The organism is Halomonas colorata (assembly GCF_014897985.1).
GTDB classification, from domain to species: domain Bacteria; phylum Pseudomonadota; class Gammaproteobacteria; order Pseudomonadales; family Halomonadaceae; genus Vreelandella; species Vreelandella colorata.
The window spans coordinates 19,812-33,836 of record NZ_JABUZA010000045.1; the positions used below are offsets into that span (position 1 = coordinate 19,812).

A 14,025-nucleotide genomic window follows, 5' to 3' on the forward strand; every position below is an offset into this window, starting at 1 on the left:
TCATTATTTTTGAATCGAGCTGGCGTATTTGAAGCGCCTGCGAGAAGCGCTTCTTGATCAGCAGGCCAACTAAAAACATCAACCTGTTGCCGCAGCATGACGCACCCGGCCTACCCGCAATTACTCATAAACGACGTCGAACAATAGATAGGCGACGTCTTATAACGCCCCATAAAAAATTCATGCCGATGTCGCAAATACGCCGAGCGGTGACGTGGGCAAGCATCTTGGGGGGCAAGGCCAACGATACTATCGCGGCAGGATAGCGTTGATGGTGATGCGATTACCGACGCTAACAGACTCCCAGACCGAACAAAGCGACTAGCCTGGAGACCCAGATGGCTCATAACAATTTTTCTCCCAAAGCCCGCCTGGCCGACTACGACACGGCCCTTGCCTCGGCAATTGCTGAAGAGACAGCGCGCCAGGAAGCCCATATCGAACTGATCGCCTCCGAGAACTACACCAGCAAGCTGGTCATGGAAGCCCAAGGCACCCAGCTGACCAACAAGTACGCTGAAGGCTACCCCGGCAAGCGCTATTACGGCGGCTGTGAGTTCGTCGACAAGGTCGAGCAGCTTGCTATCGAGCGGGCCTGCAGTCTGTTTGGCGCCAACTACGCCAACGTGCAGCCCCACTCCGGCGCCCAGGCCAACGCGGCCGTTTTCATGGCGCTGGTTAGCCCTGGCGACACCATTTTGGGCATGAGTCTGGCTCACGGTGGCCATCTGACTCACGGCGCAGCGCCGAACTTCTCGGGCAAGCACTACAACGCTATCCAGTACGGCTTGGTCGAAGGCACTGGCGAAATCGACTACGACGAAGTCGAGCGGCTGGCGCGTGAGCATAAGCCGAAAATGATCATTGCCGGTTTCTCGGCCTATTCCCGCGTGGTCGACTGGCGCCGTTTCCGCACTATTGCCGATGAAGTGGGCGCCTATCTGATGGTCGACATGGCCCACGTGGCAGGCCTTGTGGCCGCAGGCCTGTATCCGAGCCCACTGCCCCACGCCCACGTGGTAACCACCACGACCCACAAGACGCTGCGCGGCCCGCGCGGCGGCCTGATTCTCTCCGCCGATGGTGACGAGACGCTCTACAAGAAGCTCAACGGCGCGGTATTCCCCGGCCAGCAGGGCGGCCCGCTGATGCATGTGATCGCAGCCAAAGCGGTAGCGTTCAAGGAAGCCATGAACCAGGAGTTCGTCAACTATCAACGCCAGGTGATCGCTAACGCCCAGACCATGGCCCGCGTCTTCGTTGAGCGTGGTTTTGATGTGGTGTCCGGCGGTACCGACGACCACCTGTTCCTGGTGTCGCTGATCAAGCAGGGCATTACCGGTAAAGATGCCGACGCGGCCCTTGGGCGTGCGCATATCACGGTCAACAAGAACAGCGTGCCCAACGATCCGCAAAGCCCCTTCGTTACATCGGGCTTGCGCATCGGCACGCCAGCGGTAACCACCCGTGGGATGGTCGAAGCGGACTGCGAGCATCTGGCTGGCTGGATTTGCGACATTCTCGACGTACTGGCCGATCAGCAGGACACCACTGACGTAGAAAACCAGGTACGCGACAACGTTGCCGATCTGTGCGCCCACTACCCGGTGTATGGCCAAGCCCAAACCACGAGTGAGCAAGTGGTCGATAGCGCAGCCTCAGTCGCCTGACGATAGCCGCCAGCCGGCTCCACGGAGCCGATCAAGGAGAAACTCTATGCAACGTTATTCCGGCTTCGGACTGGTCAAACATGCGCTTGGGCATCACGAAAACTGGGAGCGCCAGTGGCGCAACCCTGAACCCAAGAAGCGCTACGACGTCATCATCGTGGGTGGTGGCGGCCATGGGCTAGCCACTGCTTATTACCTGGCGAAAGAGTTCGGCGTCAAGAATGTCGCCGTGGTCGAAAAAGGCTGGCTGGGCGGCGGCAACACCGCACGTAATACCACCATCGTGCGTTCCAACTACCTGTGGGACGAAGCGGGACGGCTTTACAACCACTCGCTGGATCTGTGGAAGGGCCTTTCCCAGGATCTAAACTATAACGTGATGTTCTCCCAGCGCGGCGTGCTCAACCTGGGCCACACCCTGCAGGATATGCGCGACATTCAGCGCCGCGTTCACGCTAATCGCCTGAACGGTATCGACAGCGAAGTGGTCACCCCGAAACAGATCAAGGAGATCGAGCCTGAGCTGGATATTTCCAATCGCGCCCGCTACCCGATCATGGGTGCCTCCTGGCAGAAGAGCGCGGGTGTAGCGCGCCACGACGCCGTCGCCTGGGGCTTTGCCCGGGGTGCGGACGCGCTGGGGGTCGATCTTTTGCAGAACACCGAGGTCACCGGCTTCAAGATTCGCGACGGCAAGATACTGGGCGTGCACACCAACCGCGGCGATATTGAAGCCAATACAGTGGGCTGTGTCGCAGCGGGTAATTCCGGCGTGCTGGCCAACATGGCGGGTATCAAGTTGCCGCTGGAGTCGCACCCTTTGCAGGCGCTGGTATCCGAGCCGCTCAAGCCGATTCTCAACACCGTCACCATGTCCAACCACGTTCACGGCTACATCAGCCAGTCCGACAAGGGCGACCTGGTCATCGGGGCGGGTATTGACGGCTACCTGGGTTACGGCCAGCGCGGCAGCTACCCGACCATCGAGCACACCCTGCAGGCCATCGTCGAGATGTTCCCAATGTTCTCCCGAGTGCGCATGAACCGCCAATGGGGCGGCATTGTGGATACCTGCCCGGACGCCTGCCCGATTCTATCCAAGACGAAGGTCAAGGGTCTGTATTTCAACTGCGGCTGGGGCACCGGCGGCTTCAAGGCGACCCCCGGTTCCGGGCATGTTTTTGCCGCGAGCCTGGCCAAGGGTGAAATGCATCCCATCGCTGCGCCTTTTTCCATCGACCGTTTCCATACCGGTGCGCTGATCGATGAACACGGCGCCGCTGGCGTGGCGCACTGAGGAGAGCCCATCATGTTTTATATCTTCTGCCCCTACTGCAAGGAGCACCGCGAGGAAGAGGAGTTCCACGCTCGCGGCCAGGCCCACCTGATGCGCCCTTCCGACCCGGATAACACTAGCGACGAGGAGTGGGGTGACTACCTGTTCTTCCGCAACAACCCGCGCGGCATTCACCACGAAATGTGGGTGCACTCGGTGGGCTGTCGCAAGTTTTTCAATATCACCCGCAACACGGTGACCTACGAAATTCTTGAAACCTACCCGATGGGCGAGCAGCCGACCATCACGGCGGCAACGCCCGATGTTCGCCACGAACAAGGCGTCCAGGTGGCCGATGGCGGCTGGCAGACCGTGGGCACCCGGCCTGAAAACAAAGCACTGAACGAGGAGGCCTCGTCATGACCCAGTCCAATCGTATTACGGCAGGCGGGCGTGTCGATCGCTCGCAGGTGCTTGAGTTCACCTTCAACGGTCAACGCTATCAAGGTTTCAAGGGCGACACGCTGGCCTCGGCGCTGCTCGCCAACGGCGTCAATATCGTCAACCGCAGCTTCAAGTATTCGCGCGCTCGCGGCATTGTCGCGGCTGGCGCCGAAGAGCCCAACGCCGTGGTTCAGCTGGGCGCCCGTGATGACACCCAGGTGCCCAACGTCCGCGCTACCCAGCAAGGCCTGTATAACGGCTTGGTGGCACGCAGCACCAACGGCTGGCCCAACGTTCAGCGTGACGTAATGAGCTGGGTAGGCCGTCTGGGTGGTGGTTTCATGCCGCCGGGGTTCTACTACAAGACTTTCATGGCTCCTGCCTCAATGTGGATGACTTATGAGAAGTACATCCGCATGGGCGCAGGCTTGGGCCGTGCGCCGACCGAATCCGATCCGGATATCTACGATCACATGCATCATCACTGCGATGTGATGGTGATCGGCGCAGGCCCGGCGGGACTTGCCGCCGCGCTTAGCGCAGCGCGTGCCGGTGCCCGCGTGATCCTGTGCGACGAGCAGGAAGAGATGGGCGGCTCACTGTTGGATAGCCGCGAAACCCTGAATGGCGTTTCCGCCGTACGCTGGGTTGAGCAGACGCTCAGCGAGCTTGCCGGCATGGAAACCGTGACGCTGCTGCCACGCACCACGGCCAACGGCTATCACGATCACAACTTTGTTACCCTGCACGAACGGCGTACCGAACACTTGGCCGATACCGCCCGTGAGGCAGGTTTCCCCGGTGAATCGCGGGCACGCTTGCATCGCGTGCGCGCCGCCCAGGTAGTACTGGCCAGCGGCACCCATGAGCGTCCGCTGGTATATGCCAACAACGACTTACCCGGCAACATGCTCGCAGGTGCCGTTTCCAACTACATTCGTCGCTATGCGGTAGTGCCTGGCAACAGCCTGGTGCTTTCTACGAGCAACGACCACGCTTATCGCGCCGCACTTGACTGGAAAGAAGCCGGACGCACCGTCGTGGCAATCGTCGATGCCCGCGCCAACCCGGACGGTGACTTGGTCCGCCAGGCCCGCGACAGCGGTATTCGCGTGATTACAGGCAGTGCCGTCATTGAAGCGCGCGGCAATCAGCGCGTCACCGGGGCGCGTATCTCGGCCATCGATCTTGAGCGTTTCGTGGTGACCGGGAAAGCCGAAGAGCTTGAGTGCGATACCATCGCTACCTCCGGCGGCTATAGCCCGGTGGTTCACCTGTCATCGCACACTGGTACGCGGCCGCTATGGAATGACGAGCTGCTAGGCTTTGTACCCGGCAAGATCAAAGACATGCAGTCGGCAGGCGGCGTAGCCGGCTATTACGCCCTTGGCGAGACGCTGGCCGATGGCGCTCGCGCTGGCCGTCAGGCCGCGTTGGAGAGCGGCTTTAACGATGCTCAGGATATCGCACTGCCCGCCACGCGAGCGCGGCGCGACACCCCGGCCTGCGCGCTCTACCAGGTGCCTCATGAAAAGAGTGCCCTTCGCGCGCCCAAGCAGTTTGTTGACCTGCAAAACGATGTCACCGCCGCGGGTATTGAAGTGGCCACCCGCGAAGGCTTTGAATCCATTGAGCACGTCAAGCGCTACACCGCGCTGGGCTTTGGTACCGACCAGGGGAAGCTTGGCAACATCAACGGTATGGCGATTGCCGCACGCTGTCTGAAACGCTCGATTCCCGAAGTGGGCACCACCGTGTTCCGGCCGAACTACACGCCGGTGACCTTTGGCGCCATCGTTGGCCGTCACTGCGGCGAGCTGTTTGATCCTGAACGCTACACCGCGCTGCATCAGTGGCACGTTGAGAATGGTGCCGAGTTCGAGGATGTTGGCCAGTGGAAACGCCCGTGGTATTTCCCGCGCACGGTTAACGGTAAAAAGGAAACCATGTTGGATGCGGTCAACCGCGAGTGCTTGGCGGTGCGCGAAGGCGTGGGCATTCTCGACGCATCGACGCTTGGCAAGATCGACATCCAGGGTCCGGATGCCCGTGAGTTCCTGGGTCGCATCTATACCAACAAATGGGCCAAGCTGGACATCGGTCGTGTGCGCTACGGCCTGATGTGCAAAGACGATGGCATGCTGATGGACGATGGAACCACCAGCTGCCTGGGTAATAACCACTTTCTGATGACCACCACCACGGGCGGCGCGGCAGGCGTGCTCGAGTGGCTGGAGTTGTGGCACCAGACCGAGTGGCCGGAGCTTCAGGTTTACTTCAACTCAGTAACCGACCACTGGGCAACCATGACCGTGACCGGCCCAGACGCGCGTAAGCTTTTATCCGAGCTGACCGACCTGGATCTTGATAAAGAGAACTTCAAGTTCATGGACTGGCGCGATGCCACAGTCGCCGAGGTACCGGCGCGCATCTTCCGCATCTCGTTCACCGGTGAGCTGGCGTTTGAGATCAACGTGCAGGCCAATTACGCCATGCACGTGTGGAAGAAGCTCTTCGAGCACGGCGAGAAGTACAACTTGACGCCCTACGGCACCGAGACCATGCACGTGCTGCGCGCCGAAAAAGGCCTGATCATTGTCGGCCAGGATACCGACGGTTCGGTGACTCCGGAAGATCTCGGCATGCAGTGGGCGATCGGCTACGACAAGCCTTTCCCCTGGGTCGGCAAGCGGGCCTTGTCGCGTCCCGATACCCGGCGCAAGGACCGCAAGCAGTTTGTCGGCTTGAAACCGAAAGACCCAAGCGTAGTGCTGGAGGAAGGCGCGCAGATCGTCTTCGACGGCAAGCAGTCGATTCCCATGGACATGAAGGGCCACGTCACGTCGAGCTACTACAGCGCCTCGCTCAAACACGGCTTCGCCCTAGCCGTGGTGATGGGTGGCCACGAGAGAATGGGCCAGACCGTCTATATCCCCATGACCGATGGCACGGTGCATGAAGCTGAAATCGTAAGCCCTGTGTTTATCGACCCGAAAGGAGAGCGCCAGCATGTCTAATGTATGCGAGTTTAATACCGTGCCAGACGGCAACCCGCAGGTCGAATCTCCAATGACATGGAGCTACCAGCAGCACCCGGCGCCCCGCGCTAACGGTCAGGCAGGCGTTGCTCTGCGCGAAAAAGCGCTAATGGGCCACCTGGTGCTGCGTGGCGGGGCCATCGTGTTGGATGAAGCGGTTCGCGCCACGCTGGGTATGAGCCTACCGGCCAAGCCCAATGCATTGGAGCACGACGATAGCGGCGAGCGCTCCATCCAGTGGCTCTCACCCGACGAGTGGCTGGTGATTGTGCCGGGCGGCGAAGAGTTCAAGCTTGAACGCGCGCTGCGCGAGGCGCTGGGAGACGCTCACTTCAGCATCGTCAACGCCAGCGGCGGCCAGACAGTATTGACGCTTAGCGGCGCTAACGCCCGCGATGTGCTGATGAAGTCGACGTCCTACGATGTGCACCCTAATGCCTTCCCGGTCGGCAAGGGCGTGACCACGGTGTTTGCCAAGGCCACCGTTGTCCTGCGTCGCCCTTCCGAGGCGCACTGGGAGCTGGTCGTGCGGCGCAGCTTTGCCGACTACTGCTACCGTTGGCTGCTCGACGCCTCGGCGGAATATGGCATCGACACACAATAATAAGCCGGCAGGCCGGCACCACCGGCCTGCCCTGACTGCTGATCAAGCTGATGAAAGAGAAGCGCCATGAGCCGAATGACGGATACCTGGATACTTGCCGCCCAATGCCCCAGCATTCTGGGCACGGTCGATGTGGTGACCCGCTTTTTAAAAGAGCAGCACTGCTATATCACCGAGCTGAGCTCATTTGATGATCGGTTGGGTGAACGCTTTTTTATTCGAGCGGAGTTTCGTCCCGAGCGAGAAGCGTTTGATGAGCAGGCGTTTCAGGAGAATTTTCTGCCGCGCGCCACCGATTTCGGCATGACGTTTGAACTGACCCCTCCCGCCAAGCGCACGGGTGCGGTCATTCTGGTATCCAAGGCAGATCACTGCTTAAACGACCTGCTCTATCGCTACCGTACCGGGCAACTGTCACTGGATATCAAGGCGATCATCTCCAATCACCCGGATCTTGAGCCCTTAGCGAGCTGGCATGATCTGCCTTACTATCATCTGCCTATCACGCCCGAGACCAAGACCGAGCAGGAGTCCCAGGTACTCGATATTATTGAGAATACCGGGGCGGAGCTAGTAATTCTGGCGCGCTACATGCAGGTATTGTCACCGAGCATGTGCGAGCTTTTGAGCGGGCGAGCCATCAACATTCACCACTCACTACTACCGGGCTTCAAAGGTGCCAAGCCCTACCACCAGGCCTACGAAAAAGGCGTTAAGCTGGTAGGCGCTACGGCGCACTACATTAATAACGACTTGGACGAGGGGCCGATTATTGCTCAAGGGGTGGAGCCAGTTGATCATGCACACTACCCTGAGGACCTGGTCGCCAAAGGGCGCGATATAGAGTGTCTGACGCTCGCCCGCGCTATTGGCTATCACCTTGAGCGGCGAGTCTTTCTGCACAATGGGCGCACGGTGGTATTTGGCAACTAGCCACGCTTGCTTAACACTACTCCTTTCATCCACAGAACAATCATCAAGTCTGCTCATTAATCGACGCCAGGGCCAGGTTACGCGGCATTAATTCGCGATTCCCCTGTCCAACGTTGGGTGAGTCGACTTTTTATTTCCCATTCAGAGGTCTTCCATGCCTATTAGTGTCTTCGACCTTTTCAAAATTGGCGTCGGCCCCTCCAGCTCACACACGGTCGGCCCCATGATGGCGGCCTTCAAGTTTTCGGCCGTTCTGCGCGATAGCCAGTTGCTCGACCAGGTGAGCCGCCTGGAAGTGCATCTGTATGGCTCGCTTTCCGCCACGGGCATCGGCCATGGAACCGACCATGCCATTATCATGGGCTTGTTGGGCGAACGCCCGGACACCATCGATCCTTCGATTATCAACACCACGATTGCGGCGTTGAAAGAGACGCGTTGCCTATCGCTGGGCCGCCAGAAAGATGTCACGTTTGAATGGGACCAGGACATTATCTTTCATGAAGAGAGCCTGCCCCATCACCCGAACGCCATGAAACTTTGCGCCTTTGCCGAAGATGGCAGCCTGCTGACCGCCAACACGTACTACTCGGTAGGCGGCGGTTTTGTGGTTGACCAAAACCAGGTAGATGCCAAGCTTGAAGACATGGACACTGCAGAGATCCCCTTCGACTTCAACTCCGCCGAAGAACTACTCGCCATCTGTAAGCGCGAAGGCATGAGCATCAGCCGCCTGATGATGGAGAACGAGAAAACTTGGCGCGGCGAGCAGGAAGTGAGAGACGAGCTGTGGCGCATCTGGCAGGCCATGTGCGAGTGCATCGATAACGGTCTGACCCACGAAGGCGTGCTGCCCGGTGGGCTTAACGTCAAACGCCGGGCAAGGCAGCTGCATCAGCGCTTGCAGGCGGCCGAGCAGAACGACTGCCTGATCGCCACGACCTTTTCCGCCATGGAGTGGGTCAATATCTTTGCCCTGGCGGTGAACGAAGAGAACGCCGCGGGCGGGCGCATGGTCACGGCCCCGACCAACGGGGCGGCGGGTATTATTCCCGCCGTGCTGCACTACTACATGAAGTTCCAGGCGGGTGCCAATGACCGCAATGTGGTGGACTTCCTGCTTGCCGCCGGTGCCATCGGTATTCTGTGCAAGAAAAATGCGTCCATCTCCGGCGCCGAAGTGGGCTGCCAGGGCGAGGTGGGCTCAGCGTGCGCCATGGCCGCCGCAGGCTTGGCGGAAGTGATGGGCGCCACGCCCGAGCAGGTCGAAAACGCCGCTGAAATAGGTCTTGAACACAACCTTGGTTTGACCTGCGACCCAGTAGGCGGGCTGGTTCAGGTGCCCTGCATCGAGCGCAACGCGATTGCCACCGTCAAGGCGATCAACGCCGCCCAAATGGCCCTGCGCGGCGACGGCACCCACTTTATCTCTTTAGATAAAGTTATCCGCACCATGCGTGATACCGGCAAAGACATGCTGGACAAGTACAAGGAAACGTCCAAGGGTGGTTTGGCGGTTAATGCGATTGAGTGTTAGCGCAGCGCTTTAGCCACGTTACACGCCACAATGTGCCAAGTCGCATTGTGGCTTTTAGGCATCAGCATTGAGCGTCACGTCCAGCGCCTAATATCTCCCGGCTCTCTCAGGTCCCGTTCTCAAGACCAGCCTGCCTATATGCTTTACCTTTACTTTGACTAAAGTCGTAGCCAGTTCGTCGTTTGAATACTGATAGGGTATAAGACTTTATTACAATGCCTAAACGATTGGCTGAAAAATGCCCCAGTTACTGGCTTGGCAACAGCTAAGTTCATAAAGGTAGTGTTAAGTTGTCGCTCATACCTTGGAGGCATTATGGAGCTACGTCACCTTAGATACTTTTGCGTTGTGGCCGAAGAGCTTAATTTCACCTGTGCTGCTGAAAGATTGCACATGTCGCAGCCGCCTCTATCGCGCCAAATTAAGCAACTAGAGCAGGAAGTGGGTGCCGAACTGTTTGAGCGAAGCTCAAGAGGCTTACGCCTAACGCCTTCTGGTGTGTTTTTTCAGCAGCACGCTCTAGAAATTTTAGAGAAAGTTGACGTAACCATTGATGCAACACGCCATATGGCACGCAGCAAGCGAGCATTATTTGGGATTGGTTTTGTGCCCTCTATTTTTTATGGGCAGCTTCCAATGCTGGTACGCGACTTGCGTCAAATAGAAAACGTCGAAATCTCATTAGCAGAGCTGACGACTGTACAACAGATTCAGGCGCTTAAAGCAGGCCGTATCGATATGGGTTTTGGACGACTACGCATTGATGATCCTGACGTCGAACAAGAAATTCTTTTTGATGAACCTATGATTGCAGCACTTCCTAGCGGTCATCCCTTAGAGGGTACAGCCCCAACGTGCGAAGAGCTGGCCCGCTATCCGCTCATCCTTTTCCCCGCAAAACCGCGCCCTAGTTTGGCGGACATGGTACTGGGCATTTTCCGCCGTCAAGGCCTAAAGGTCGAGGTAGTACAGGAAGCGAACGAGGTACAGACGGCGTTAAGCCTTGTTGCCTCAGGCATCGGTATTACATTGGTACCCGAAGAGGTCAAGCGTGTGCAACGAGATGGTATTTCTTATGCAGTCCTGGCCGATAAGACAATTACCTCACCTGTTGTCTGTAGTCGTCGTCGGGATGATAAGCCTTCAAATCTTATGAAGGAGGCGACTGCCATTTTAAATTCACTTATTGATGAACGACTTATGGGACGCTACCCATAGCCGTTGAAATTCAATGCAAGGTTGATTATTAGCCGCGCTTACCTAGAATGCCATCCTTGGCATAGTTTCTCACTCTCTTATGGCTCTGCTACCGGTAAACCACCAAGCCAATCAGACTTTGGCCGTGCCTGCGAGTTGGCTGGCAAGATCCTGTTCATTCTCTTTGGCCCTCGGGCGGGCGTGGCGCGCCTGTAGGTCAAGCGCATCGGTCGGCGAAAGTTCAACGTCAAATACAACATGGGAGAACGGGCCGTCCAGATCTCGCTTGTTGATCTCGGTGGCGTCGTCGATTCGTTCGGCAGGGATGACCAGCTCTTCTCGAGTGGCGAAAGCAAAGTCGTCAAAGGTGTAGGGGTCGCCCGCGAGGTTGATCTGAGTGGTCAGATGCTGATGGCCCGGCGCTGAGACGAAGTAGTGGATATGTGCGGGGCGTTCGCCATGGCGGCCAAGCGATTTGAGCACTACATCCGTGGGAGCGCCTTCCGGTACACCATAGCCTGACGGAATGATACTGCGCGCCGTGTAGTAGCCTTTACTGTCGGTATAGATGGTGCGGCGCAGGTTGTACTCGCTTTGACTTGGATCAAAGAAGGAGTAGCCGCCCTTGTCGTTGGCATGCCAGATCTCAACCTTGGCACCGGCAATCGGTGTACCGTCGACGTCACGGACCTGACCAGTGAGCCACATGGTCTCACCTTCGGTCTCTTCGTCGTCCATCCTTGCGAAGCCTTCTGCTTCTGGTGCGCCTGCCACATACAGCGGGCCTTCAATGGTACGGGGCGTGCCGCCGACGCGCTTGGCTTCAGCATCAATGGCGTCCTGACGCATGTCAAGAAAGTGATCAAAACCAAGCCCAGGCGACAGCAGGCCGAACTGGGTCTGGCTACCCAGAGCATTAAGCAGGTTAACCGCCGCCCAGTACTCCTCTTCAGTAACGTCGAAATCATCGATTAGTTTGAACAGGTCGCCGACCAGACGATGGACAATTTTCTTGGCGCGGTCATTGCCGCCTGTCTGGTCAAAGCCAGCCACAGTCTTGATGAAGTCCTGAACGTTGGGAGTGTCGAATATCTTCACGGTCATAATAAAATCCTCAGATTGTTATAAGCAGTTGTTTTATGAGCAAGCACTAATGTTCTATAAAGGTTACTAGCTGTCGTTCTCGCGAACCGAAGACGGATGGCGGCACAGTGGCTTAACGTTGATCTCCATGTAGGGAAACAGCGGTAGGTTGCTTACCAATTCTTGTAGCTCGGCGTTATCTTTGACGTCAAAAATACTGATGTTCGAGTAGCTACCTGCTATCCGCCATAAGTGGCGCCATTTACCTTGGTGCTGTAAGTCTTGTGAGTACGCCTTTTCGGTCGCCTTAATCCTTGTCGCTTGCTCTACAGGCATATCGGTGGGCAATTTAACGGTCATCTCTACATGAAACAGCATAAATCTCTCCTCTTAGATCGCGGGCGAGCAAAACATTGGTTTTATTTGCTTAGCTCTTATTTACGTAAATAGTAAGCCAGCTTATCTTCATCCAGACTGATGCCCAGCCCCGCTCCTTGGGGCAACTTCACCCCAAACTCGGTATAGTTGAGAGGCTCAACGACAATGTCATCTTTCAGCAACAATGGGCCGAACATTTCAGTTCCCCAAGCCATTTTCGGGAGTGTTGCCCAAGCGTGTAGCGAGGCAGCCGTCCCGATGGTACCCTCCAGCAGAGTGCCACCATATAAGCCAATTCCCGCAGCCTGAGCGACGTGGGCCAGCTCCAGTGCGCCATGAAGCCCGCCTGATTTAGCAAGTTTCAGAGCGAAGGCTCCGCTAAAGCCGCCGCAAATAAGATCTAGACCATCTCGAGCGTCCTGTACGCCTTCATCGGCTAACATCGGTACGTTGAAACGGTTAGCCAAGCGCACAAGACCAGTATGTTCGCGGGCATGAATGGGCTGTTCAATCAACTCAATACCAGCATCCTGTAGTGCTTGAATACCCTGCACCGCCGTGGATTCGTCCCATGCTTGGTTAACATCAACGCGAACGCTGGCCCGGTCACCCAGTGCCTCTTTTATTGCCGCAACATGGCGTACATCCTGATCGACCGGATTGGCCCCAATTTTGAGTTTGAAGTCGCAGTGGCGACGCTGCTCTAAACGCAGCAGTGCCTCATCGATATCCTTGCTGGTATCGCCGCTGGCCAACGTCCATAGCACGGACAAATGCTCTTGCCGTACACCACCAAGCAGTTCGGCAACACTCAACCCAAGACGCTTACCCTGGGCATCTAATAAAGCCGTCTCTAACGCAGACTTGGCTATCATATTGCCGCGTGCGTATCGATTAAGCCGGGAACGAAGTTGGTGAACATTACTGGAAGGTTGGCCTATAAGCAGAGGCGCCAGATAGGTATCAATATTGCACTTAATGCTTTCCGGGCTTTCAGGACCATAGGCGAGACCACCAATGGTAGTGCCTTCGCCGAGTCCCTCAATACCGTCAGAGTGACGCATGCGCACTATGACCATGGTTTGGCAGGCCATAGTGGTCATAGAAAGTTTGTGAGGCCGGATGGTCGGCAAATCGACCAATAGCGTCTCAATATGTTGGATGACGGTTGACATAGCAGCTCCGGCGTCTAGCAATCAAATAACTAAATATTAGTTTGATGGGCGTTAGTCAAAGGGACCAATATTTTTTAAGTTCCTTACCATACCGAGAAGGTATCGCCAGAGAGTGATTAGCTCGACAGTTTTAGCTTTCATAAGCCATTGCTTATTCATTTATTAGTTGTAAATCCTGTCAAAAAATTATTTTTTTATTACTCACCAGTGACTTAAAAATAAATATTAGTCAACTTAGTTATTCCTAAGAATTAAGCAGCATAACGAATTGGAAAATAATCATCTTTCATGCAGAAAAGCACCTACTACTAACTATTAAGATGTATTTAGACCTGAAAATCCTATGGTTTACCAGGCGTGCACCTTTATTTGGTTTAAAATGAAATGAGGACACGCCCTAACAAATTAATGTGTCCGGTTTTGTTGACCAGAACAATGGAGTGCGCTAGCTTGGCCCAGGAATCAATAAAAGAAAGTGGGTTTGCAGTGAAACCCTATGGAGATATAGTTAGAAAAATGATAAGTGAGAGAGGGCAGCCTTGGTAAATTTAGCAATATAAAAAAGTGCTGAGGTGTTTTTTAAACAACAATAAGGAGTATGGGTTATGCCTAGCCCGGATTTCTCATAGCACCTCAGCAAGTACCGCACCCAGGCCGCCATGCTATTAAAAACCTATTGGTACATCTTAA

The 14,025-nt window shown here is 56.3% G+C and carries 11 protein-coding genes; 8 read left to right on the plus strand and 3 right to left on the minus strand.

From position 1 onward, the window contains the following. The first annotated feature begins 338 nt into the window (after nucleotides 1-338). From glyA to INT33_RS17590, 8 genes are all read left to right on the plus strand, one after another. Nucleotides 339-1,670, plus strand: coding sequence for a serine hydroxymethyltransferase (gene glyA, locus INT33_RS17555; protein ID WP_193092596.1), 1,332 nt, complete (start codon nucleotides 339-341; stop codon nucleotides 1,668-1,670). A 46-nt stretch (nucleotides 1,671-1,716) separates the two neighbouring features. After that, complete coding sequence (locus tag INT33_RS17560) at nucleotides 1,717-2,967, plus strand: sarcosine oxidase subunit beta family protein (protein WP_193092597.1); 1,251 nt, start codon at nucleotides 1,717-1,719, stop codon at nucleotides 2,965-2,967. A 12-nt stretch (nucleotides 2,968-2,979) separates the two neighbouring features. Continuing rightward, entirely contained in the window at nucleotides 2,980-3,369 is a 390-nt protein-coding gene (locus INT33_RS17565; RefSeq protein ID WP_193092598.1) for a sarcosine oxidase subunit delta, read from the plus strand. After that, nucleotides 3,366-6,407 (plus strand): sarcosine oxidase subunit alpha family protein, encoded by a 3,042-nt coding sequence (locus INT33_RS17570; RefSeq protein WP_193092599.1) that lies wholly within the window; start codon nucleotides 3,366-3,368, stop codon nucleotides 6,405-6,407. The genes INT33_RS17565 and INT33_RS17570 overlap by 4 nt, the downstream gene beginning before the upstream one ends. Continuing rightward, nucleotides 6,400-7,032, plus strand: coding sequence for a sarcosine oxidase subunit gamma (locus tag INT33_RS17575; protein WP_193092600.1), 633 nt, complete (start codon nucleotides 6,400-6,402; stop codon nucleotides 7,030-7,032). Before INT33_RS17570 ends, INT33_RS17575 begins: the two co-directional genes overlap by 8 nt. Nucleotides 7,033-7,098: 66 nt before the next feature. Continuing rightward, complete coding sequence (gene purU, locus INT33_RS17580; RefSeq protein WP_193092601.1) at nucleotides 7,099-7,965, plus strand: formyltetrahydrofolate deformylase; 867 nt, start codon at nucleotides 7,099-7,101, stop codon at nucleotides 7,963-7,965. Nucleotides 7,966-8,119: 154 nt separating this feature from the next. Beyond that, nucleotides 8,120-9,502: an L-serine ammonia-lyase gene (locus tag INT33_RS17585; protein ID WP_193092602.1), complete on the plus strand. Its 1,383-nt coding sequence runs from the start codon at nucleotides 8,120-8,122 to the stop codon at nucleotides 9,500-9,502. A gap of 315 nt (nucleotides 9,503-9,817) precedes the next feature. Then, nucleotides 9,818-10,720 (plus strand): LysR family transcriptional regulator, encoded by a 903-nt coding sequence (locus INT33_RS17590; RefSeq protein ID WP_193092603.1) that lies wholly within the window; start codon nucleotides 9,818-9,820, stop codon nucleotides 10,718-10,720. Between the two features lie 111 nt (nucleotides 10,721-10,831). On the opposite strand, the gene catA is transcribed toward INT33_RS17590, so the two are convergent. The 3 genes from catA to INT33_RS17605 form a co-directional block, all read right to left on the minus strand. After that, the gene (gene catA / locus INT33_RS17595) at nucleotides 10,832-11,803 is read right to left on the minus strand and encodes a catechol 1,2-dioxygenase (RefSeq protein ID WP_193092604.1); all 972 of its coding nucleotides are present in this window, start codon (nucleotides 11,801-11,803) and stop codon (nucleotides 10,832-10,834) included. A 66-nt stretch (nucleotides 11,804-11,869) separates the two neighbouring features. After that, on the minus strand, nucleotides 11,870-12,160 hold the full coding sequence (gene catC, locus INT33_RS17600; RefSeq protein ID WP_193092605.1) for a muconolactone Delta-isomerase: 291 nt from the start codon (nucleotides 12,158-12,160) through the stop codon (nucleotides 11,870-11,872). 56 nt (nucleotides 12,161-12,216) lie between these two features. Further along, complete coding sequence (locus INT33_RS17605) at nucleotides 12,217-13,335, minus strand: muconate/chloromuconate family cycloisomerase (protein ID WP_193092606.1); 1,119 nt, start codon at nucleotides 13,333-13,335, stop codon at nucleotides 12,217-12,219. Between the last annotated feature and the right edge of the window lie 690 nt (nucleotides 13,336-14,025).